This is a genomic window from Imperialibacter sp. (assembly GCF_040222815.1).
GTDB lineage: Bacteria > Bacteroidota > Bacteroidia > Cytophagales > Cyclobacteriaceae > Imperialibacter.
In genome coordinates this window covers 401,815-426,903 of record NZ_JAVKCH010000040.1, presented here as the reverse complement: position 1 = coordinate 426,903, position 25,089 = coordinate 401,815, and the positions used below count along the sequence as shown (strand labels likewise).

The following is a 25,089-nucleotide window of genomic DNA, read 5'->3' as shown; positions in this document are numbered from 1 at the left end:
GTTTCGTCAATTCAAACAAGGTATTGGTTAATCGGATCGGCGGTTTGGTCAATCGGCTGGGACTTTTAGAAAACAAGGTATTAGTTTTCCTTATTGGAGTAATACTGTAATTTTCAAACTGCTTACCCGCTTCGGAATGGTCAGGTTGTGTACCTTTTTGTTTTTTGGAATTTCCCTCAACGCTAGTGGGCAGGATGAATTGGACAGCCTGACGACAAGGCTCTCGGGCGCCAGCGATTCGATCAGGGTTGAGTTATACCTTGCCCTTGCCAATCACCACAAGCTGGTCACCAGGGAATATGATTCAGCTATCTATTATGCGGAGGAGGCTGTTGAACTGGCCGACGGGCTGCATCTACTCACTTTGAAATGTGCCGCACTTGAGTCGAACGGGAATACACTGGCCAGGGTGCGCAACTACGATGAAGCGGTACCTCTGCTTGAGACGGCGGTGCAAGTTTGTGCAGCTTGTGCAAACCAGACGGTTTTGGCCAGTGTATACAATGCTTTAGGCTATGTCTACGACCGTCTCGATCAGCATGACGCTGCCATCGACTATTTCCTGAAGTCAGCTCGGCAATACGAGTCGATTGGCGATATGGATGGCACCGCCAAAGCCTACATGAATACTGTCTCCATTTTTGGCCAGCAGGAGCAAACCGACAAGGTGAAGGAATACACAGGCAAGGTACTGACAATGTTAGGGCAGGTGGTGGATGATCAGATAAAGGCCAACATTTACACTGCCAGTGCCTCGCAATATGCCGAAATAGGTGTTATGGAGCCTGCCTACCTTGATTCAGCATTGTCAATAGCCGACGAAGGCTTGGCGGTGGCTCGCACAAACGGTTTCCATACCAACGTGGCACAGTTGTTCAGTGTCAAGTCCGCCATCTATTTTCTTCGCAAAGATTTCGGGGCATGCATCAGCTATTGTGATTCTATTTTTCAGTATGAGGATTTTGCTCCGGCGGAAACACTGATCCAGGCCAATCTGCGGTATGCCGATGGATATGCAGGATTGGGCCAATCGGAAAAGGGAATAAGCTATCTCGACTCGGCAGTGATACTGAATGAAGAGCTCGGCTCAGGCTACTACCGAATGATCATTGCTGAAAGCCGGTATGAAGCTTTCAAGAATACAGGGCAACTGCGGCAGGCACTGGAAGCACTGGAACAACTACGCTTAGCAGAGGATAGCCTGCTGGCGCTTGAAAAGCACGAAGCCATTAACGATTTGGAAAAGAAGTACGAAACTGAAAAAAAGGAGCTACAGATCGCCAACCTGACTCAGCAAAATGAGATTCAAGAACTTCAGGGGAGGCAGCAAATGCTCTACTTCAGCGTAGGGATTGCGCTGCTTATTTTGCTGGTGCTAGGCATTTATTTTTACTATAAGCAGCGGCTGAGTAAGCAGCGGGAGCAAACCGCCATTCACAGGCAGCAGCTCCTGAGGTCACAAATCAACCCACACTTTATCTTCAATGCCCTGGCTTCCATTCGGGGGTTTCTGTTTGAAGAGAAAAACGTGAAAGAAGCCATCCGCTATCTGGGTAAGTTTGCCCGATTGATGCGCACCGTGCTGGATCTAAGCGCCAAGGAATGGGTGACGCTGGCTGAAGAAATCAAAGCCCTGGAGCTTTATCTCGAAATTCAACAACTTCGGTTTGATCAGAAGTTCGAGTTTGAGGTAGACATACAACCGGAGCTGGATCAAAACGAAATATTTGTGCCTCCTTTGCTGGCTCAGCCATTTATTGAGAACGCCATTGAGCACGGTTTTCGTGGTGTTGAGGGTGGTGGTAAAGTCATTATCAAATGCCTGATAGAGGATGACAAACTGGTATTCAGGATTCAGGACAACGGGATTGGTGTTGACCACATGCAGGTGCCCAAAGACCATGAGTCGAGGGCCATTCAAATATTCAGAGACCGGATGGAGTTGCTTGGCAGGCAGCTGAAAATGAAGCTGTCATTCGACGTATCAGACCTTGGGGCGCAGGGCGGCAAGGGAACATTGGTGGCCTACCAGCTACCATTATTAAAAGAAGTGTATTAGATGTTTACAGCAGCAATAATCGATGACGAAGAACGGGTAATCAATGACCTGAAAGGCCTCCTTGATGTCCACTGCCCTCAGGTAGAGGTGGTAGGCACAGCCAAGCGGTCAACCGAAGCTTTGGAGCTTATCAGGACACTGCAACCGCAAATCGTTTTTCTCGACATACAGATAGACGAAAAGACAGGTCTCGAAATCCTCAGTGACTTTGGCAACAAAGACACTCAGGTCATTTTTGTCACAGCCCACAATCAATACGCTGTCGATGCTTTCAAGCTGAGTGCCGTGGACTACTTGCTGAAGCCCGTTGATCCGGACGAATTGATGGAGGCAGTAAAAAAAGCGACAGACAATATTGGAAAAGACCTGATTCACAAGCAACTCACTACGTTGATTCATAACCTCACACCCGGAGCTAGTATCAAAAAGATTGTGTTATCTGATATGGATGGCCTTCATATCCTGGATATCCCAGACATCCTTTGGTGCCATGCCAATGGCAGCTATACTGAATTCAAGATGAAAGACGGCAGCCAGATAGTTGTTTCCAAGCACCTGAAAACCTATGAGCGACAGCTTGAAGACCAGGGATTTGAAAGGGTACACCGATCCTATATTCTCAATATCTATAATATCAAGAAGATAGACAGGTCACGTGGCGAAGTTCGTATGAAAAGCGACGAAACGCTCCCAATTTCTATTGCGCCGGAGCTGCTGAAAGGTATTCTGCAGAAGCTGCAGCAGTAGCCCGTCAAACGAAACACTGTCTCCGTCAAACCGCAACAACTGCTCATCAATTACTGGTACTATCCCGTGAAACATTTGCCACTTTCAAAGAAAAAAGGCAAACATCATGGACACTTTTTCGCAGACCTATTCGCAAAGAAATGCAGCACTTAAGCGGGTCATGGTAGTCATCACGCTGTTAGTGGTTTGTTCGGGAGCATGGGCCCAAAAAGTTCACGTAGATCGAAACGCCACAGGAAGCGGAGATGGTGCCAGTTGGGCCAATGCAGTTACGGACCTTCAGTCGGCCATTGACCTGGCTGCCACTGTAGCCACCTCGTCAAACCCTATACAGGTTTGGGTGAGGGCTGACACCTACAAACCAACGACGGGCACGGACCGGACAATTAGATTCGAAATCAAGAATTATGTGGAGATGTACGGAGGTTTTGATGGTAGCGAATCTTCCTTGAGTCAGCGGGATATTGGTAAAAACCCAACGGTAATATCAGGGGATATCGGAGTTTTAAATGATAGGACAGACAATTCGCAGGGATTGTTCTTGATAGATGCGAATGTAAACGGCCCGATTGTTTTTGATGGATTTGTGATAGAAAATGCCTACGACCCATCCAACGTCTCCACCTTTGGAATCATCACCCCTGAGTCGGGGGCAACTCCCACTAGTGTAACATTTAGCAATTGCACGTTTTCCAATAATGAGGTAGGATTTGGCTCCGTTCTAGGTTATGGATCGCCTTCAGCCAGGTTTTACTCCTGCAAGTTTCTGGACAATTTTGGAACAGCCGTTTGGTCCACAAGTGCTGTAGAAGTGTATAATTCACTTTTCACCGGAAACGTCCATTCTATCTACATTCAGCTGGGAACTGTGACTGTGTCAAATTCTACTTTTGCCGATAACAGTGGCAATGGATTGTTTTTACAAAGCCAGGGAACTCCCATTACCAGCTCTATTCACAACAATATTTTTTGGCAGAATACCGGAACGGACATTACTGTTCAAGGGAATGCTTCCGAGAACGTCACTGCAACTAATAACCTTGTGCAGGATGCCTTTACATTTGGAAGTAACACCATCACCACCGACCCTCAGTTCACCGATGCAGCCAATGGTGATTTTAGTATCACTAATTGCTCTAATGCGGTGGATCAGGGTGACAATTCTATCCTCCCCGCTTCATTGACAACCGATCTTGCGGGTAACAGTAGGATATTTAACGGAACCATCGACCTAGGCGCTTATGAAAATCAGATAACGCTGCTGTTTTTTTCTGCTGTGGAAGTGGGAGATGCAGTGTGTTTTGGCGAGGCAAATGGGCAGATTAGTGTAAATGGGGGAGGAGGGACAGGTGGTCCTCTCACTTATAGCATTGACGGCATTAATTTTCAATCGGCTGGCTTATTCGAAAATCTTAGTACAGGAAGTTACAACGTTTACATAAAGGATGCCGCCAATGATTGTGTGATAAGTGATAGCTACGACGTGGCCCAGCCTGATCAATTGGCCATAGGCCTGACGATCACGCAACAACCCGCCAATCTGGAAGTGACCATTAACGGATCAGGGGGGTTAACCCCTCTTCTTTATAGCCTGAATGGAACGACCTATCAATCAGGAAACACTTTTCCTTTGGGTAGCGGGAATAGTTTCACGGCCTATTTAAAAGACGGAAACAACTGCACGAAAGTCGAGCGTTTTTTCATCACCAATGAAGGGAAAAGAGTCTTCTTTGTTAGCAATACAGCAGTGGGCTCAGGTGATGGTTCCAGCTGGGCTGACGCCTATACTACCTTGCAGGAGGCGATCAACGCAGCCGAAGCCAGCGCCTCCAGCACCATGCCCAGTCAGGTATGGGTAAAGCAAGGCTCTTATTATCCGACAGGTTCTCAGGCAGCTACAGATCGCAGTGCATCTTTTGTGATGAAGCCAAATGTAGAGCTGTATGGCGGGTTTGCGGGTACGGAGACATTGCTTTCTCAAAGAGACTGGCGAACGAATGAAACTATTCTTTCGGGTAATATTGGAAGTGCTGGCAGCAACACCGACAATTCCAACCATATCATTCTGAACGATTACGCTCCTGCTCAACCACTCACTAAGTTAGCTGTTTTGGATGGATTTGTCGTTGAGCAGGGCTATTTCGATACTGGTGTAAGTACCGATGGTGGAGCAGCCATGAAGAACATCCATGCAAGCCCTACGGTACGAAACACTACTTTCAGAAATAATACCAATGCCAAACTCCCTTCAGCACCCGGTTTTTCTGGTTTCAATGGTGTTGGCGGGGCGGTGAGGAATGCCGGTAACTCTAATCCTGATTTTATTTCGTGCATTTTTCATCACAATGTGGCCAATCAAGGCGGTGCCATAGCGTTTTTGGAACTTGGTACAGTAACAAGCGCCGATCGATCTACCATTGCCAACTGTTTGTTCTATGAAAACGAAGCAATTAGCTCAGCCTCGGCTGTTTACCTTTCAGATAAGTACACAACCGATTTCTATAATAATACCCTGGCAAACAACAGCGAAACAGGCGCCAATCACGCCACTGCGGCTGACTTCCTTTTTTACTCTGGGGCTTTTATCTATCGATTGCCTGCCGTAAAGCCGGTGGTGGAAAACAATATTTTCTGGGGCAACACATCACCCCGGGACAGCTACCAGCTATGGTTTCGCTTCGCATCGGGACTGACGATCAGCACCAATTTGGTGCAGGGGGGTGCTGCCGGTTTTAAGTCAACCGATTCCGGAACACCTACTACAAATAATAGCCTGTTCGATTTTGACCCGCAATTCACAGACGAAGGAAACGATGATTTTTCACTCAACTATTGCTCTCCTGCAATTGATGCAGGCATCACAGCAGGGCTGCCAGCATTTTCACCTACAGAGGCACTTGGCAATACCAGGATATTTAATGACCTGATTGACCTTGGAGCGATTGAGCAGGCGCTGCACCTCAAAACTACCATTTCGCAGGTCAGCACTACTGACCCAGAGTGCAACGGTTCCAATGGAGGAGAGGTAACGGTCACTGCCCTGAGTGATTTTACACCGATCACCTACAGCCTGGACGACGTCACCTATGCAAGCAGCCCAACCATCAGCGGCCTTTCGGCAGGCAGCTACACTATATATGCGAAAGATGCCAATGGTTGTAAAACTAGCCAGCCGTTTATAATCAATGAGCCTGCTGCCGTAACGGTAACGATAAGTGGTTCCACCGATATCAGTTGCAATGGGCTCAACGACGGTACTATTTCCGGGACAATAGTCGGCGGCACTGGCAGCTTCGTGTTGAAACTAAATGGCACAGTGTTGGACGCCACGCCGGTTACCAGCACTTTCTCGTTCAACAATCTGGTCCCCGGAACTTATATTGTTACTGCGGAGGACGTCAACGAATGTACGGGAACTTCCACCTCCGTCACCATTTCTGAGCCATCGGCATTGGCGTTGTCGCTGAACGCTTCGAACCTCACTTGCTACCAGAACGGCAGCGGAGCGATTGCTGGCTCCGCCTCGGGGGGCACCGGCACCCTCACCTACAGTATCGATGGAGTAAATTACCAACCGTCTCATGAGTTCACGGGTTTGTCGGCGGGCGACTACACGGTTACTGTAAAAGACGACAACGCATGTTCTGCCACAGCTGATGTTACTTTGTCGCAGCCCGACCAAGTAACAGCTATGGCAACAGCCACTAACGCCAGCTGCATGGGAAGCCTGAATGGCTCTGTCACGATCGAGGTCACTAATGGTGTGGCTCCGGTGTCGTTTAGTCTCAATAGTGGAGCAGTTCAGACGAGCAATGTGTTTGATCAGCTCAACCCGGGCACCTATACAGTGGCCGTGTCAGATGCCAATGGCTGCGGCCCAACTTTGACAGACATAAATGTCGGTGCTACTGTAGTTATTACCCCAACGGCCACAGTCACTAACGTAGCCTGTCATGGTACTTCAACTGGTGCTATTAGCCTCTCACCCAGCGGAGGCGCAGCTCCCTATGAATACAGCATAGATGGAATCAACTTTGCAGCAGGCAGCGAATTTACCGGCCTTGCAGCTGGCGCCTATTCCCTTACAGTGAAAGATGCAAATGGCTGTACGGCTATCTCTGAGGCTGTTGTCACGCAGCCAAATGTCCTTACAGTCGAGGCTGGATCAATTTCCCCGACCTGCACCAATGGAGCCGATGGAAGCATCGCCATCACAGCGACGGGTGGAACAGCACCATACAGCTATAGCATCGATGGGGCCGATTTTCAGGAAAGCAGTAGTTTTTCTGGACTTGCCGCTGGCGACTACGCAGTAGCGGTAAAAGATGCTAATGGCTGCGTAGTAGAAGTAGCTGTGGTCATCACAGCGCCGGAGGGATTTTCCGTGCAGGCGACTGCCGCCGATGTCACCTGCTCTGGCCTGACCGACGGCTCGGTAAGCTTGCAGGTTACTGGCCCTGAAAATGCCTCTTATAGTTACAGCCTGGATGGCGAAAGCTTTCAGGAGGCTGCTACATTCGACGGACTGGCGGCGGGTGACTACGCTTTCACTGTTAAAAATGGGTCAGGATGCACAGTGGAAACGACTGCGGTTATTTCTTCTCCTTCGGTATTATCGCTTTCACTAAGTGAAATAGGTGGTGCCGTAGCAGCTACCGCCGAAGGAGGAACTTCACCCTACACTTACTCCAGCAATGGCACCGACTTTCAGGAAAGCAATTTATTTGACCTAACACCGGGTGATTACACCATCACAGTGAAAGACGCAAATGGCTGCGAAGCTACCGCTCAGGTAAGCATCGAACTGGAAACAGGAGTGGGTGACGACCTTTTTGATCAGGGGATCATTGCCTATCCGAACCCTGCCAGCCAAACCATTTCATTCAATGCTACTACCATAAATACTGTGCGCTTATTTGACCTGGCGGGTAACAGGGTGCTGACGGTGAACAATTATCGAACACGGGAAAGTATCGATCTGTCGCACCTTGTGCCTGGCGTGGTTATCGTGGAGCTGGAACTATCAACCGGAAAGAGGATTAAACAAAGACTGATTATCGCAAGATAGTCCACAACAACCGTGATCATTACGAAAGACCCTGCCGCTGGCGGGGTTTTTTGTGTGCGCCATGCATGCCATTATTCTCTGGGGTGAAAGTCCCGAACAGGCCATTTAGCGGGAACTGTTAGTCCAAAGCAAGGGTGTCGTCCGTGAGGAGGAATCTGAAGGAAGCGGCGGACAAATTTGGGAGCCGACGAACAGAAACAGGATAAAAGGCTTACACTGAGGGCAAGCGAGCATTGGATTGCGAAGCCCAATAGCTAAACGTAACCAGTGGTAGTAAATCCTGCGGTTTTCAAAGAAGGAATAGTGAGCTTACCATGGGAGATCTGTGCTGCGGAGGCGCAAGGTATGAGCGAATGCCCGAGCAAGGTAGTCACAGAAGTCAGCAGAGGCTATAGTAGCAGAGAATCTTCTGTAATGGAAGAGGAGCGAAGGGCTAGGCGCCCCCGACCGAATCTTTAGAGCGGGGGAGTTTTCTTTAGAGTATTAAAAGCCGGAAAAAAAAAGCAAGAGGGAGACACTCTTAAGGGCAGAGAAATGAATAGGCAGATGAAACTTGCGGGACAAGTAGAATGCAAATTCAGCCTTACCGAAGGCGAAGCGGTCGTATACCGAGACAAAAGCGGTAAGGTAAGCCCTTTATGGCTTTATGCATGCGAAGAAGAACATAACCTGACGGTAGGATTAATGGAGAAGGTAGCCGATCCATTGAATCTTGAAAAGGCATATAGGAAAGTCTGCTCCAATGCAGGTAAGGGAGGGGTAGATGGCATGGAAGTAAAAGAATTAGGCAAATGGTTAAGAGATCACTTTAACAGCTTAAGAGAAGAACTACTGAATGGCCAATACCGCCCAGACCTTGTGAGAGGAGTAGAAATCCCGAAGCCACAAGGAGGCTACAGACAGTTAGGCATTCCCACAGTACGAGACCGGCTGGTCCAACAAGCCATCCATCAGGTGTTGAATATTCGGTATGAGAAGATATTCTCGGAGAGGAGTTACGGATTTCGCCCGCACCGCAGTGCACACCAGGCATTAAAACAAGCTGGAAAGTATGTGGTAGAAGGGGGAAGATATGTAATAGACCTCGATTTAGAGAAATTCTTCGACGAAGTAAATCACCACCGGTTGATGTGGTTGTTGAGTAGTCGCATAGGAGATGTTAGGCTACTAGGCCTAATACACCGTTTTCTACAGGCAGGTTTACTGAAGGGAGGTCTGATGAGTCATCGCATCAAAGGTACCCCACAGGGAGGCCCGTTAAGCCCGTTGTTGTCCAATATTGTATTAGACGAGCTGGATAAAGAACTGGAAAGGCGAGGCCATTCTTATGTGAGGTATGCGGATGATGAGAAGATTTTTGTGAAAAGCGAGTTATCCGCACACCGGGTTAAGCAGAGCATCACCAGCTTCATTGAAGACAAGTTGCTGTTGAAGGTAAACAACGAGAAAAGTCGGATATGCCGGGGTCATGAGCTAAACTTTCTAGGTCACAGCATTCTGAAGGATGGTAGTCTTGGACTGAGTCGCAGGAGTGCAGAGCGAATGAAGCTGAAAGTGAAGCAGATCACCCGTCGAAGACGAGGGATTAGCTTGAGTCAGATCATCAGTGAACTGAACAAGTACCTGCAAGGTTGGTTAGGTTACTTTCGCTATGCAATGATGAGCAGGAAGGTGGAACGTTTGGACGGATGGATAAAGCGGAAACTTCGATGTTTTAGGCTCAAGCAATGTAAACGAGTCATTGGAATAGTACGATGGTTAAAGCAACTGGGAGTAGAAGAAACCTTAAGCTGGCGAGTAGCCCTCAGTGGTAAAAGCTGGTGGCGTTTATCTAACAGCCCGGCTCTTAATATCGGAATGAACAACCAATGGTTTAGTGAACAAAATTACTACAGCCTATATCACAACTATCAAACCTTGCACCGTAAATCACTCTAAAGAAACCGCCGTACACGCAAGTACATACGGTGGTGTGAGAGGACGGCAAAGCCAATCAATTGATTAACTTTGCCTCCTACTTTAATTGCCTATTACGCAACATCGTTGCCTAAAACCTGATATTCTCACTATCTTGATTGTTCAAAAAACTAATAGTCAATGTCTACCTACTCACGCCGCAAATTTTTAGATACAATGAAACTCGGTGCTGGTGCAGCACTAGGAGCTTCTCTTCTCACTTTTCCATCTGCCACTGCTTTGGCTTCTGTGTCCTCATTCCCTCGCAGAAAGCAGGGAAAGAAACTTGGGATCGCTCTGGTAGGCCTTGGTTACTATGCCAAAAACCTGCTGGCGCCTGCTTTGGAGAAAACCGAAGACTGCTACCTGGCAGGCATCGTCACCGGCACGCAGTCGAAAATTCCTGAATGGAAAGAGAAGTACAATATTGCCGACAAGAATGTTTACAGCTACGACACGTTCGACAAGATCAAGGACAACCCTGATATTGATATCATTTATGTGGTGCTGCCCAACAGCATGCACAAGGAATACACCATTCGTGCTGCCAAAGCTGGCAAGCATGTGATTTGCGAGAAGCCCATGGCCCTCAATCCCGCCGAATGCCGGGAAATGATCGCTGCCTGCGACAAGGCGAAGGTGAAACTGGCCATTGGCTACCGACTGCACTCAGAGCCGCATACGCAGGAAATTATGCGCCTGGCAAGAGAAAAAGACCTTGGGGCTGTCAAGTTGATTGAAGCGGCTGACGGTTTCCGTATTGGCGACCCTACCCAGTGGAGACTGAAGAAAGCCCTGGCAGGTGGTGGGGCCATGTATGACGTGGGTGTGTACTGCATCAATGGCGCACGTTACGCCACTGGCGAGCAGCCTATAGCCGTTACTGCCCAGGAGTACAAAACCGATCCTGTCAAATTCAAGGAAGTGGACGAAACCATTACCTGGCAAATGGAATTTTCGAGCGGTGCAGTGGCTACCTGCACAACCACCTACGCTGCATCGACTGAAAGGCTTTATGTGGCTTACGAAAAAGGCTGGGCTGAACTGCGCCCTGCTTTTGGTTATGGCCCCATCAAAGGCAAAACCAACAAAGGCGAAATGGACATTCCCCACACTGTCCACCAGGCCCTGCAAATGGACGACTTCAGCCGCTGTGTGAAAGAAAACAAAGAATCACCCGTCAACGGCTACGAAGGATTGAAGGACTTGCTGGTCGTAGAAGCGATCTATAAGTCAATTGCTTCGGGTAAGAAAGAGAAAGTAATGCCTGTTTAGTTAACCGCTTCGTCGCTACCGATATGGTCGTTTACTTGGCTATATCGTAGCGAAGTGGAGCCGGCGTGTTGCGATGTCGTCAGGGCATGGGCTTTCTAAAATTTCCCCTACTTTTGCCCCATGAAGCTATTCTTCAACCGGCTGTATGTAGGATACGCCCTGCTGATATTTTCTATTACGTTTTTGATTCTTTTCCCGTGGTTTCTGCTGGGCATCTATTACCCGTCGACATCCAGAGTGGTGCTAAAAGTAAACTACTGGTGGGCGATTGTGTACTTCTTCCTTATTGGCCTGCCTATTGGTGAGGAGTGGCGCTTCAAACGGGACGGCCGCCAAAACTACATCTTCTGCTCAAACCATTTTTCCTACCTGGACATCCCCGTGATGGGGTTTGTGCATTCTCCTTGCGTTTTCGTAGGCAAAAGCAGCATTGCCAAAGTGCCGTTGTTTGGCTTTATGTTTAGGAAGTTACACATCATGGTCGACAGAGAGAGGGCCAGAAGCAGGGCAGAGGTGTACAAAAGGGCTGCCATTGCTTTGGACGAAGGAAAATCTGTGATCATTTTCCCTGAAGGAGGTATCAAAGTGTTGCATTCGCCGAAGATGACGCCATTCAAGGATGGTGCCTTTCGCATGGCCATTGAGAAACAAATTCCTATTGTTCCAGTGACCATTCCATACAATTGGATAATTTTACCCGACGATAATCGTTTTGTCATTCGTTTCAAACGCCCTAAAATTGTGCTTCATGAGCCCATCGACACCAAAGGAATGACAATCGACAGGGTGAACGAACTGAAGGATGAGTGTTTTAAGGTGATAGATGAAGAACTCAGGAGTCGTTTTCCTGAGGAATTTGCAAAAGAAACTACATGAAGATAGATAAAGACACTTTACACAAACTGGCCCACCTGGCCAGGCTTGAGTTGGATCCTTCCAACGAAAAGGAAATGCTCAACAGCCTGAGCGAAATCCTGACCTGGGTGGAAAAACTCAACGAGCTGGACACAAAGGATGTGGATCCCCTGGTAAGCATGTCTTATGAATTGAACGCCTTCAGAGAGGACAAAGTAACGGAAGAGCTTCCACGGGAGGAAGGTCTTGCCAATGCCCCTCAGCACGACGACAAGTTCTTCATCGTACCTAAGGTAATCGAATAATATGAACGAAAGCCGGGCTTTCTGGAAGGAGTGGCCTTTCGAACTCAGGCGGCTTTTTGTTGCCATAGCAGCCATCGCCAGCCTTCTCATTCTAACCGTTTTGGGTTTCGAAATCGCTGGCCATCACCTTGTGCTTGACTGGTACCTCACCTCCGAAACAGAGACTGTCAAACTTGCGTTGGATCGTGTTTCAGTTGGCCTTTTCGACCTGGAAATACCAGCAGATGTATACCTGGTCAAGCAGCATTTCGAGGGCAGTACCTGGATCATCCGCCCGTGGGCCGGTGTCGTTTATCTTGGTCTTATCTCTCTTTTTTACAGCCTTCTGTTGGCCGTTTCTACTTACCTCCCCAGGTTTTGGTACATGGTGGCCTCTGTGGTTTTCATAGCCCTGCTGATTTCGATGCGCCTGGAGCAGCTCCTTCTTTTCGGTTGGTACGACTACAAGCCTCTGGCAATTGGAATATTGCTTTTTCTGCCGCTGAGTTACTATTTCCATGCCTTCAAAAGCCATATTCCTCTCGTCAAAAGGTTTTTTGCCTTCACAGGATCATTCATACTTCTTGCGGCAGTTATCTACTTTGGCTCGCAAATTGAAACTCCTTTCTATACACTCGCTCAATACAATTTCACAGCTCCGGTCATTATTGTCGTGGCGTTTGCTTTGTTGGTAGGCCACGAGGTTGTCTATTTCATCTTACGAATGATCACCAGTGGTAAAGCGCAGGCGGGCTCAAAAAACTGGGTGCACTTTTTCACGTTCAGTATATTCTACCTCGTCAATGTGGGCTTGGCCTATGCACATAACGCCCGCTATCTCACGTGGGACATTCTCTATCTTAACGAATTTCTGATGCTCGGCCTTGCAGCCGTCTTAGGTCTCTGGGGTTTGAAAGCCAGAGAGGCCAGGTACGAAGGCACAGCTCCTTTTTATCCCATCGCCGCTGTTTTCTACATTGCGCTGTGCGGCATTAGCTTCACCACCATTGGCTACCAACTGTTGCAGGGCAACGACCCTGTGCTGGAGGCGTTCGAAGATGCCATTCTTTTCAGTCAACTTGGTTTTGGAGTCATGTTTCTCCTGTACATTATCGTCAATTTTGTCACTCCGTTGATGCGCAACCTGCCGGTCTACCGGGTGGTATTCAAAGAAGGTACCCTGCCTTATCCAACTTACCGCCTGGCGGGTACCATTGCTGTGACCGCTTTGTTTTTGCTGTCCAATCGTGTCGCCCTCAATCAGTCAATTGCAGGGTACTACAACTCATTGGGCGATTTGTACAAAGTACGAAATGAGCAGTTGCTTAGCGAACAGTACTATCTTCAGGGGGCATTGTATGGTTACCAAAACCACAAATCTAACTATCAGCTAGGCTTCATCGCCAACAGCAAAGAAAAGCTGGGGGAAGCCTTGTATAGATTTGAGCTGGCAGCTGCCAAAAACCCGTCCCCCCACGCTTTTGTCAACCTGAGCAACCAATATCAAAATACCGACCAATTCTTTAAAGGCATTTTCGCTTTGCAGAAAGGGAAGAGCAAATTTCCTTCCAATGGCTACATCGGCAACAACCTGGGCGTGCTTTATTCTTCAACCAATATTCTGGACTCCGCAGCATTTTATTTACAGCAGGGCCTCGGAGAGGAATTTTCCCGCCGTGCTGCTAATGCCAATCTTGGATATGTGTCGTTCAAGGCTGGCCAGCAAATGGGTGCCGATGAAATAGAGGAGGTAGTGAAGGACAAGCTACCTTTTGGCTTCCTGACCAATGCATTGGCCACTATGGCTAAAAATGGCACGAAGCAACTCCCGGAAGTGGTGGAGCCTTTTCTACCCGACTCAACGCTATCCGGCTTCACTTTCCCTTTCGTTTACAACAGTGCCTTGGTAGATCTTGGGCAGACCGGGGGAACACTGACCGACAGACTGCCTGCAATGGTTGGTGCTTCTTCGAATGCGGGTTTTTACGGCCCGTTGTCCATTGCACATGCGCTGCATCTTTACTACGAAGGCAAGGCTTCCCAAGCCATTCAGATCCTCAACCGGGTGCAGCAAGGGTTTCCCACCTACAGGGGCTATTGCTTCCATTTAATGAGCGTGATGGCGCTTGATCAGGGGGCGGCAATGAAAGCAGCGGAGTATTTTGAAAGTGCCTCGGCTGAAAACTACCCCGATGCTGATATCAACCAGGCGATTGCCTTGTCTGAGGCAGGAAACTGGGAGCAGGCCACTTTGAAATGGATTTTGTTGGAAACCCATGAGGGCACGTCAACACTTGCTGAATCTATGCTCAAGTTGTCGGAGACCAAAGACTTGAGCGATCTGACCACTGACCAACAACGATACCAGTACCTTCGTTGGTTTGGACGGCGACTGAATGAAACGCAGCAAAATGACCTCCTTGTCGCTTTCGAAAGTGAAAGCATGAAGAAAGCGGCCTTGGTTTGTCTCGCACAGGCTTATTTCAACGCCGGAGACGCACAAGCCGCACAGCAGCTGATAGACAATCCATTGCTAAACGACTGGGCACAACCTGAAATGACAATTTTGGAATTGGAACTGGCGATCAAAGAGGGTGGGCTGTCAAAACTGGACAGCACTGATTTGATCAATAGCCTGCCTCCAAAGTATGGCCAGGTGTGGGTAAATGCTGCGCAGGCTGTGAAGGTGAACAATGCAACTGCTTTAAAGGTAGCAATTGTCACCAATCCGTTCAATGCCACCCTGGCAATGGCTGCTGCCGATTTTCTGCGGGAAATGAAAGAGGACGAAGCGGCCTACGACGTGCTTGTGGCCAACATAGAGGCGAATCCCTACAACCCGGAAGTGATCAGGAAATACATTTGGCTGGCACTCGACATGGGTTTCCAAAACTATGCTGAAAATGGAGTGATCCAACTCCTCGACCTGCTTCCATCCGAAGAATACAAAGCCTTCGAAAGAGCATACGCAGAGAAAGTAGCCAAAATCGAAGCCGAACGTGAAAGCTGGAACTTCGATTGATTGCGATTTAAGGATATCATCCCTGTCCTTCCAGGCTGGCAACCACGCATCAAAAAAAGGTAATTGGTTTGGGCACTTCAAAGCCCCATCGGGGCGATTTTTTTCAGCGTTGGGTTTCAACCCGGCGCATTTTCAGAGCATCCCGAAGCCCCATCGGGGCGATATTCTTTAGCGTTGGGTTTCAACCCGACGCTGTTTCAGGGATCAATGTGTATTTCTGGGGATCGAATGTTTCGTTTGTGGTTAAATAAAAAAGCAAAATTGGTTCAATGCGTCTCGCCCGGCCGGGCTTCTCCAGTCGGATGGGCTTGGACCTTTTGCTTTTTTATGACCACTTGGGATATTGGATTTACAGGGCAACCCCCAGATTTTCCGCTTGATCCTGTTTCAGTGCGTTCCAAGCCCCATCGGGGCGATCTTTTTCAGCGCAGGTTTCAACCCGGCGCATTTTCAGAGCATCCCGAAGCCCCATCGGGGCGATTTTCTTTAGCGTTGGGTTTCAACCCGACGCTGTTTCAGGGAGTTCCAAGCCCTATCGAGGCGGTTTTTTCGGCGCTGGGTTTCAACCCGACGCATTTTCGTTGCATTCCAAGCGATCCAATCTCCATCAATTCTATTGTTTTTAGCGTTGGGTTTCAACCCTGTGCTTTAACCGCAATCCCCCAACATCACCTCCAAAAACTTCCTTAACGCCGGATTCTCGTTGTCCCTTTTCCACATCGCCGACAACCGGGCCGTTTGCTTTCCATTTTTCAACTCGATAAACTTCACCTTCAGGCTGAAGCCTTCTTTAAGAGTAGTCGGCACTATGGCAATCCCAAGCTTATTCTCTACAAGCCTGAAGATTGTACTGGCGTGCACAGAGCGATGTGAAACCTTCGGACGAAAGCCACTGGCTTCAAATATATTCATGAACTGATTAAAATAATCGACGCTATAGTCGCTCGAAAACAGGATAAAGTTTTCCTCCTTTAACTGATGCAGATCCACAAAGCTGTCTTCGTTCATTGGGTGATCCTGAGGTAGCGCCAGCGAAAAAGTATCCTCGAAAACCGTCACCAATTGCATTTCCTGTGGTACATGCTCTAGTCTCACAAATCCAATATCCAGTTTGTCGTGCATAAGCCCTTCCAGCTGTTCCTGGTTAGCCATTTCGGTCAATGTAGTATGGATCGAAGGATACTTTTCATTGATCTCCAGCAATACCTTCGGAATGACTCTTTGCATAGCCGATCCAACAAAGCCTATCCGTACCTCACCGTCGTCTCCGGCCTCAATCATCTTGAGCTGCTTGACAATGAAATCGAGGTTATTGATAACACCCTTGAGCTCTTGTTGAAGGTATTTTCCAGGAGCCGTCAATGCTACGTTCCTCTTATTTCTGACAAACAACTTTACGTCCAGCTCTTCTTCCAGCTGCTGTATCTGGCGGCTGAGCCCCGGCTGGGTGATAAACAGCTTTTCGGCCGCTTTCCTGAAATGAAGCTCCTCTGCCACTTCCAGAAAATACTTAAAATGGCGAAGCTCTAACTGATTACTTATAGGCATTAGTTGTTGATATAAAAGGTATTTTTAGTAATTAAAGGTAGTGAGTAGATTTGAGAAATGCTTACATCGGTTAGAACTGATTGATTTTCATAGGTCTAGGGGTCAGTTCGTTCCGGATAGGCAACTTTAACCCAAATTATGCCCACGTCAGTGAATTTTCACCCTGGAGAAGACCGGCTATCTGTCGGTCTTCTCATGAGGGTTTGCCAGCAGGAGGTTGGTGTTGAGATCACCCGAGCCGCCAGAGAAAAGATTGAACAAAGTCGAAGCCATGTTGACCAAATTGTAGAAAGCAATAAGGTTGTTTATGGCATCAATACCGGCTTTGGACCTTTGTGCAATACCCAGATAGCCGCCAGCGACACCCGAAAGTTACAGGACAATATACTACGCAGCCACAGTGTGGGGGTAGGGGCACCCGTTCCTTTGGACATCGTCCGTTTGATGCTCATCACCAAGCTGCAGTCGCTGAGTCAGGGCTATTCCGGCATTTCCACGGAAGTGTTGGAACGCATGATCTGGCATCTGACAACAGGTTATCTACCGTATGTGCCGTCTCAGGGATCCGTCGGGGCGTCGGGTGACCTGGCACCATTGGCTCACATGTTTCTTCCGTTGATTGGGCTTGGCAAGGTGTGGGATGGAAACAACTGGGTTGAAACTGGTGCTATCTTCCAAAAAGAGGGCATCAAGCCTATTGAGCTTGGCGCAAAAGAAGGCCTTGCACTTATCAATGGCACGCAGTTCATTGCCTCCTTTGCCGTTCTGGGGTTGTACAGACTACACAACCTGCTGGAAACGGCCGACATCATAGGAGCCATGAGCCTCGAAGGAGTGCTCGGTTCTGCCAGCCCGTTCGACCCGGCACTGCACCGGCTTCGGGCTTTTCAGGGCTCAATGCATGTGGCCCACAGACTCAGAATAATGCTGCAAAACTCCGAGATGGTCGCTTCACATGCCAACTGTGGGCGTGTGCAGGATCCATACAGCTTCCGTTGTATGCCTCAGGTGCATGGTGCTTCCCGCAACGCATGGCTCCATCTTAAAGAACTGACCGAAATAGAAATCAACAGCGTCACCGATAATCCCGTCATCTTTAGCGCAGGGAAAACCATCAGCGGAGGTAACTTCCATGGGCAGTTGCTGGCCATGCCGTTAGACTACGCCACGCTGGCTTCTGCCGAAATTGGTAGTATTTCAGACAGACGTACGTACCAATTGTTAGAAGGGGATGTTGAAGGTCTGCCGAAGCTGCTGATGCGCAATACCGGCATTAATTCCGGTTTCATGATTCCCCAATACACCTCTGCTGCTCTGGTGAGCGAAAACAAAAGTCTTTGTTTCCCTGCCAGTGCCGACAGTATTCCTACGTCACTCGGTCAGGAGGATCATGTGAGCATGGGCTCAATCAGTGGCAGAAAGCTGAACACCGTGCTGGATAACCTGGAGAATATACTGGCCGTAGAGCTGGTGTGTGCCGCCCAGGCCTTCGATTACCGAAAGCCGATGAAGTCGGGGGTGATCCTGGACGCCTGTCATGAGCTGGTGCGACAAAAGATAGACCACGCAGAGGAAGACAGGATATTTGGCGATGACATCGCTGTAGCAAGGGAGATAGTTGCATCGGGGGAACTCACCAGTGCCGCACTTGAGGTTGCCCAATCAAACAATATCAACTTAAAAGGAGACCTGTATGAATCTTTCAGCCTTTCTTGATACTTACGCTAGCCACCCAACCTACAAAGCGCCCACTGGATCAACCCTGAACGCCAGGTCGTGGCAAACTGAAGCACCATTGCGGATGTTCCTCAACAACCTCGACGCTGAAGTCGCTGAAAACCCAGCTGAGCTGGTAGTGTACGGCGGCACTGGTCAGGCAGCCAGAAATGTGGAGTCGGCCAGGAAAATCATTGAGATGCTCCTTCAGTTGGATGACGAGCATAGCCTGCTCATTCAGTCTGGCAAGCCAGTCGGTGTGCTTCGAACGCATCCAGAAGCTCCAAGAGTGCTCATAGCTAACAGCAATCTGGTACCAGCGTGGGCCAATTGGGAGCATTTTCAGGAGCTGAAGGAGCGGGGACTGATGATGTACGGCCAGATGACGGCTGGCAGTTGGATTTACATTGGTTCTCAGGGCATCCTTCAGGGAACCTACGAAACCTTTGTGGAATGTGGCAAGCAGCACTTTGGAGGAGGCCTCAGGGGAAAGCTGTTGGTTTCAGGCGGTCTTGGTGGCATGGGCGGTGCTCAACCACTGGCAGCGACCATGGCAGGAGCTACTTTCCTGGGTGTCGATATTGACCCCGAAAGAATCAGGAAACGCCTGCACACCCGGTACATTGATAAAATGACCGACTCTTATGACGAAGCGGTGAAATGGGTGCTGGAAGCCAAAGAAAAGAAGGAAAGCATCTCGGTCGGCTTGGTGGGCGACATTGGCGATGTGCTGGAAATGCTTTTGAAAGACAATATTACGCCTGACGTGCTCACCGACCAGACATCTGCACACGACCCTGTCTTTGGCTATGTGCCAAATGGGCTATCGCTGACCGATGCAGAAATTCTTCGAATGAAGAACCCAGTGAAATACAAGGAGCGGTCACTGAAAAGCATGGCCCGCCATGTAGGCTTTATGCTCGAAATGAAGAAACGTGGAAGCCAGGTATTTGACTATGGCAACAACCTCCGGGAATTTGCCCGGCAGGGCGGTGAGGCCAACGCTTTTGATTTCCCCGGTTTTGTCCCGGCTTACATTCGCCCGCTGTTTTGTGAAGGCAAAGGCCCTTTTCGCTGGGCTGCACTGTCTGGTGATCCTGAAGATATTTACACTACCGATAGGGCCTTAATGGACGCTTTTCCAGAAAACACTCACCTCATCAATTGGTTGCAACAAGCCAGAGAAAAAATAGCCTTTCAAGGTCTGCCTTGCCGTATTTGCTGGCTGGGCATGGGAGAGCGGGAAAAGGCCGGTCTGATCTTTAACGACCTGGTGAAAACAGGCAAAGTAAAAGCACCCATCGTCATTGGCCGTGACCACCTCGACTGCGGCTCCGTGGCATCGCCCAACAGAGAAACGGAAGGCATGCTCGACGGATCCGATGCCGTTTCCGATTGGCCGTTACTTAATCTCATGGGGAATACAGCCGGCGGTGCCACCTGGGTGTCATTCCATCATGGTGGTGGTGTGGGCATGGGCTACTCCCAGCATGCTGGCATGGTGGTATTGGCCGATGGCACCGAAAGAGCAGAAAGGTGCCTTCGCCGGGTGCTCTTCAATGACCCAGCCATGGGTGTCTTCCGACACATGGATGCTGGTTACGAACTTGCCAGCGACGTCGCAGCCACCCACCATTTAAAATTCTAGTTCGTAGTACCGTAAAGGTTAAATTTAGGAGAACATGCTAGCCCTGTAGGGGCGGTATCTTATAGCGATGGGTTTAAACCCATCGCTATAAGCAAATAGAATAGAGCTTTGTCATCATTTTTGCCTTTTCGCAAAAATGATGACAAAGCGGCTAATTACCGGAAAGACATATTTCAGCATAAAAATGTACACCCAGCAACTTATCGGCCCATTCAGGCAAATCGTCACCATGGCCAACCTGCCAACCAAAGGGCCATTGACTGACGACCAACTCCAAATCGTACCCAATGCGGGTATCGTGCTCCAAGGCGATCGGATTGTAGAAGTAGTCAATTTCGAAGAAGGAACGAAAAAGCACAAGAATGTTTTCGAAATGGAAGGCGACTATGTGGCTCTTCCTGGCCTCATCGACTGCCATACCCATATCTGCTTTGCGGGCTCTCGGGCAAAAGACTACCAGCTGAAGGTGGGAGGTGCAGGCTATCAGGAGATACTCAAAGGCGGAGGTGGTATCCACGACACGGTACAAAAGACAAGAGCAGCTACTCTGACAGAATTAGAAGAACTGGTTGCCGGACGGGCCACACGGCACCTCACCGAAGGAGTGACCACCATTGAAGTGAAAAGTGGATATGGCCTCAATGTGGCCGACGAGCTTAAGATGCTGGAAGCCATCAGTCGCACGTCAAAGGAATATTTGCTCCACCTTATCCCAACTTGTCTGGCAGCTCATGTCAAGCCAGGTGAATTTGACAAGGCTGACGAATACCTTGATTTCCTGATGAATGACCTATTGCCGCAAGTAAAACAGGAAGGCCTTTCCAACAGGGTCGATATTTTCGTGGAAGAAGGAGCCTTCGATGTCGCACTAAGCAGAAAGTACCTGACAAGGGCAAGGGAAATGGGCTTCCAACTGACTGTGCACGCCGACCAGTTCAGCTCTGGCGGCAGTAAACTGGCAGTAGACATGGGCGCTCTCAGCGCCGACCACCTCGAAGCCTCCACCGATGCAGATATCAAGTACCTGGCCGGGAGCGACACCATTGGTGTGGTTTTGCCAGGAGCTTCTATGGGCTTGGGCTTGCCATTTGCTCCTGCCAGAAAACTGCTCGACTACGGAGGCTGTCTCGCCATTGCCACCGACTGGAACCCCGGCAGCGCTCCTATGGGCGATCTGCTCATGCAAGCGGCTGTACTTGGTGCTTCGCAAAAACTCTCCATGGCTGAAACCTGGGCTGGTATTACCTTCCGGGCAGCGAAGGCCCTTGATTTGGACGACAGAGGAACCCTTGTGCATGGTAATTTGGCGGATTTTATTGCTTTTGAAACAGGGGACTACCGGGAGGTGCTATATCACCAGGGAAAAGTGAAGCCAGTGGCAGTATGGAAAAATGGGCGACTAGTTGACTAAATGCTTATCGATCAACCACCCATTTACATTATTTGCTTAATCCCTTACCATATTCAGTATCGAAGCCTTCATTAAATCTTTTAACTTCGCCCCACAGAAAAAACGATTGACTTTCTGATTGAATGGCATGTACAGATCACCTGATAGAAACATTTGGCGAGGAAGAACTGACAAATACGATGGGCCAGACGGAGCTCGCTGGCACCATGTCATTCAAATGCTCGATCTGTCGAGGCCGATTGCTTCAGCTCCTGGTCAACGGAAATTTGCGCTGCTCGGCTTTTGTTCCGACGAGGGCGTAAGAAAGAACTTTGGCAGGAGAGGGGCTTCTGAAGGGCCCTATACAATCAGAAAAATGGCAGCTAATTTGCCATGGCATAGTCAACCATCTGTTTCCCTTTTCGACGCTGGTGATGTTCTCTGTCCAAACGGCAATCTGGAAACGGTTCAAAAGCTGTTAGGGCAAAAAGTGGCAACATTACTAGACACTGGCTATTTCCCTATTCTACTGGGAGGCGGACATGAAATCGCCTATGGGCACTTTCTCGGAGCTTTTGCGCATTGCCCGGATAAGAAGATCGGTATCATCAATCTTGATGCTCATTTCGATCTGCGAAACGACCCCCATGCGCCCACATCAGGCACGCCATTTTTGCAGATAGCTAACTTCCTCGGTCAGGAAGCAAAGCCTTTCGACTATATGTGCCTAGGCATTCAGCCGTCTGGCAACACGGCAGCACTTTACAAAACTGCCCACCAGAAGAAAGTAAAATACCTGGAAGCAGGAACGCTCTTTCAGTTGTCTACGGCTGAGATAGAAAAGGTGATTCATAAGTTCACCAAACCCCTCGATCATATTTACCTCACCATATGTCTCGATGTAATGGATGGCGCATTTGCGCCTGGGGTGAGTGCTCCGGCTGTGATGGGGTTGGCACCGCAGCAGGTAGCAGAGTTGGTGCGCATCATTATGAGCACTGGTAAAGTACTCACCTGCGACGTTGCAGAAATGAACCCGGCATTCGATCAGGACAATCGAACAGCGAAACTAGCGGCCAATCTCATATTTCGGATAGTGAACGAGCGTAAGATTGCAAAGTAGCTGGTTCTTCATAGTGCCTTAGCAATTCCATGGCACTACTCGTCCAATTGGCTCCTTGTTCCTTAATGCTGTAGTACCGACAGGCCCGTGCCCATGTTCTGGGCTGGTTGAGTCTTTGTGTCAGCAAAAAAAGAACCTTCCCTAACACTGTGAAGAGGATTCTACTACCTAAGTGTGTGTTGAGGGAAGGTCACAATCAATCGAAAACCGAGAGCAAGATGGTCAGGCTTTGGAGGTTTGTAATCCCCCAAACTGAGGGAATTTTCAATTTCTCTGAAGAAATGAAATTTTTTCACGTCCAAAAAAAGTTTTTTTTCAGCTGTTTTTGACCCTTACTATCCTCGTGATTTATTCCAACACCAAACCACCCGGGCATATTTCAACCCTCTAAAATTTTGATTTCTGCAAATCCTCTCTTTTTAGGTTAAAAAATAACCAAGGGAAGGACTGTTTGTAAAATACTGAGTAACAGGCCGTTGTATGAAATAATAATCCTTCTGCTTATAATTGATGAGGAAATAGGAATTAACCCAAATATTGATTGATATGGAACGACACCTTAATCACACAGTTGTAGCAGATATTGAAACTGAATTGAAAGATACTTTCGCCAACATAAAAATGAGTGACCTGAACCTTCACGACATTACAATGGACGAGTTTGTTGAGCAGTTGAGTAAAAAATCTAAGCTCAGCAAAGAGAAAGTAACGGAGATGGTAGAAGAAAAGATCAACTACATCTACTCAAAGAGACTAGGATAATACCTTTTCTACTTAAATTACACCCTGATTAATGAAGAGGCTGCCCAAAAGGTGGCCTTTTTTTTTCGCTCTTTTACCTCAAAAATATTGTCTTCTGGAATCTCGACCGTCTTTCGACTGCTCCGGTTCAAATCTGAACACAACTGTACTGTATCCGTACACTGTGCTAAAAAATCATCTATGTTAATTAGCTGATAATCAGATTTTTAAATAAATGGCATATTCATTGGTAATCTGGAAGTGGACTTGAAAAGAATGAATATGAATAATGGAAGGGGAAAATTGAGGTACTTGCTCACTTTACTAGCGGGGCTGACGATTACTGGTACTGTTTCTGCTCAGGAACAAGCACAGATACTAACTTTGGATAATTGCATAAGTATTGCTCTTGAGAATAATATTGGAATCAAAAGAGCACAAAACAACGCTATTTCCGCCAGAGCAAACAAAATACAAGCTATGGCCAACTATCTCCCAGATTTGAACGCTGGCCTTGGCTACGATTTTTTTCAGGGAAATACCTTTGATCAAACGGCTGCCAGACTTGTAACAACAACCACCTCCCAAATGAGTCCACGGCTGACAAGCAATGTGGTGCTGTTCAACGGACTTTCGAACACATATGGCTTGCAGAGGCGAGCAAGTGAGTTTGATGCCGCTGAAGAATCCGTCCAGGCATCAAAACTTCAGGTTAGAGCCGATGTATTGGGGGCTTTCCTGAATGTAATACTTGACCGGGAAAACATAAAAATTTCCGATCAACGGATTACTCTTCTGCAGGCACAGCTTGAGAGAGAAGAAAGGCGTGTGTCTGTTGGTGTGAGCAATCCTGAAACTGTTTACAATTTCAGGTCTCAGCTAGCCAGCGAGAGATTGGTAAGAGTTCAGGCGGAAAACACTTATAAAAGCGATATGCTGGCCTTGGTTCAGCTACTGCAGTTGGATGCAACCCAGCCTTATGAGATCGAAACGATCGACCTGAGCGATGACGAGATTCTTTTGGAGGCAGATCCCTATGAAGATGTTCTGGCGGCAAGTTTGGCCTATTCACCCTCACTTAAAAGGTCGAATTTGACCTTCAGAGCTTCTACATACCAAATGAAGCAGGTCAGGTCTAGTCGCTATCCAAGAATTACCGCAGTTGGCCAGTTGGGTTCAAACTACTCTTCTAATGGTGCCTACAATCCGGAGACACAGGAGCCGGACCCGAATGCTACTTTCAATGAGCAGCTAAGGTGGAATGAGTACAGGTATCTCGGATTCAATTTGGGGATTCCAATTTTTACCAGATTACAAACTAATGCCAACGTTCAGGCAGCTAAGGTAGCAATGTACAATTCAGAATTAGATGTTACGGAGGCAAGGCAAACAATTGTTAATACAATTCAGCGGGTATACCTTGATTTAAGTGCTGCGCAAAGTACCTTTCAATCAGCACAGGAAAATATGGATGCGCTGACTCAGTCTTATAATTTCTCGGAGACCAGGTATAATTCAGGCAACACCGACTTTTACACGTATTTGGAAAGTTTGAACAACAAAAACCGAGCGGAAATTCAGCTGGTGAATGCTAAATACAGCATCATTTTTCGAAAAAAAATCCTCGATATTTACCGGGGAATCGCAAAAGAATAAC

Annotated in this window: 16 protein-coding genes; 15 read left to right on the top strand and 1 reads right to left on the bottom strand. The window is 48.2% G+C overall.

Features of this window, described 5'->3' with window-relative positions; all coding sequences use genetic code 11:
* Positions 1-136 precede the first annotated feature (136 nt).
* From RIF36_RS21605 to RIF36_RS21565, 9 genes are all read left to right on the top strand, one after another.
* Positions 137-2,059, top strand: a complete 1,923-nt coding sequence (locus RIF36_RS21605; protein WP_350122679.1) for a histidine kinase — start codon at positions 137-139, stop codon at positions 2,057-2,059.
* Positions 2,060-2,806, top strand: coding sequence for a LytR/AlgR family response regulator transcription factor (locus RIF36_RS21600; protein WP_350122677.1), 747 nt, complete (start codon positions 2,060-2,062; stop codon positions 2,804-2,806).
* Positions 2,807-2,912: 106 nt separating this feature from the next.
* Positions 2,913-7,874 (top strand): T9SS type A sorting domain-containing protein, encoded by a 4,962-nt coding sequence (locus RIF36_RS21595; RefSeq protein ID WP_350122675.1) that lies wholly within the window; start codon positions 2,913-2,915, stop codon positions 7,872-7,874.
* Positions 7,875-8,420: 546 nt separating this feature from the next.
* Positions 8,421-9,812, top strand: coding sequence for a group II intron reverse transcriptase/maturase (gene ltrA, locus RIF36_RS21590; RefSeq protein ID WP_350122673.1), 1,392 nt, complete (start codon positions 8,421-8,423; stop codon positions 9,810-9,812).
* Positions 9,813-9,971: 159 nt separating this feature from the next.
* Complete coding sequence (locus RIF36_RS21585; RefSeq protein WP_350122671.1) at positions 9,972-11,105, top strand: Gfo/Idh/MocA family protein; 1,134 nt, start codon at positions 9,972-9,974, stop codon at positions 11,103-11,105.
* 120 nt (positions 11,106-11,225) lie between these two features.
* Positions 11,226-11,981 (top strand): lysophospholipid acyltransferase family protein, encoded by a 756-nt coding sequence (locus tag RIF36_RS21580; RefSeq protein WP_350122669.1) that lies wholly within the window; start codon positions 11,226-11,228, stop codon positions 11,979-11,981.
* On the top strand, positions 11,978-12,265 hold the full coding sequence (gene gatC, locus RIF36_RS21575; protein ID WP_339787149.1) for an Asp-tRNA(Asn)/Glu-tRNA(Gln) amidotransferase subunit GatC: 288 nt from the start codon (positions 11,978-11,980) through the stop codon (positions 12,263-12,265). The genes RIF36_RS21580 and gatC overlap by 4 nt, the downstream gene beginning before the upstream one ends.
* Before the next feature lies 1 nt (position 12,266).
* Positions 12,267-15,266 carry a tetratricopeptide repeat protein gene (locus RIF36_RS21570; RefSeq protein ID WP_350122667.1) on the top strand — a complete coding sequence of 1,000 codons (3,000 nt, stop codon included), beginning with the start codon at positions 12,267-12,269 and terminating at the stop codon, positions 15,264-15,266.
* Between the two features lie 63 nt (positions 15,267-15,329).
* Positions 15,330-15,956: a hypothetical protein gene (locus RIF36_RS21565; RefSeq protein ID WP_350122665.1), complete on the top strand. Its 627-nt coding sequence runs from the start codon at positions 15,330-15,332 to the stop codon at positions 15,954-15,956.
* Here the strand turns inward: RIF36_RS21565 and RIF36_RS21560 are convergent.
* Entirely contained in the window at positions 15,915-16,814 is a 900-nt protein-coding gene (locus RIF36_RS21560) for a LysR family transcriptional regulator (RefSeq protein WP_350122663.1), read from the bottom strand. The genes RIF36_RS21565 and RIF36_RS21560 overlap by 42 nt on opposite strands.
* A gap of 138 nt (positions 16,815-16,952) precedes the next feature.
* Between RIF36_RS21560 and hutH the strand changes: the two genes are divergently transcribed.
* From hutH to RIF36_RS21530, 6 genes are all read left to right on the top strand, one after another.
* Positions 16,953-18,530 (top strand): histidine ammonia-lyase, encoded by a 1,578-nt coding sequence (hutH, locus tag RIF36_RS21555; protein ID WP_350122661.1) that lies wholly within the window; start codon positions 16,953-16,955, stop codon positions 18,528-18,530.
* On the top strand, positions 18,508-20,178 hold the full coding sequence (gene hutU / locus RIF36_RS21550) for a urocanate hydratase (RefSeq protein WP_350122660.1): 1,671 nt from the start codon (positions 18,508-18,510) through the stop codon (positions 20,176-20,178). The genes hutH and hutU overlap by 23 nt, the downstream gene beginning before the upstream one ends.
* Before the next feature lie 136 nt (positions 20,179-20,314).
* The gene (gene hutI / locus RIF36_RS21545) at positions 20,315-21,589 is read left to right on the top strand and encodes an imidazolonepropionase (RefSeq protein ID WP_350122658.1); all 1,275 of its coding nucleotides are present in this window, start codon (positions 20,315-20,317) and stop codon (positions 21,587-21,589) included.
* Between the two features lie 127 nt (positions 21,590-21,716).
* Complete coding sequence (gene hutG, locus RIF36_RS21540; protein ID WP_350122656.1) at positions 21,717-22,691, top strand: formimidoylglutamase; 975 nt, start codon at positions 21,717-21,719, stop codon at positions 22,689-22,691.
* A gap of 546 nt (positions 22,692-23,237) precedes the next feature.
* On the top strand, positions 23,238-23,453 hold the full coding sequence (locus RIF36_RS21535; RefSeq protein WP_350122654.1) for a hypothetical protein: 216 nt from the start codon (positions 23,238-23,240) through the stop codon (positions 23,451-23,453).
* Positions 23,454-23,714: 261 nt separating this feature from the next.
* Complete coding sequence (locus RIF36_RS21530) at positions 23,715-25,088, top strand: TolC family protein (protein WP_350122652.1); 1,374 nt, start codon at positions 23,715-23,717, stop codon at positions 25,086-25,088.
* Position 25,089 lies beyond the last annotated feature (1 nt).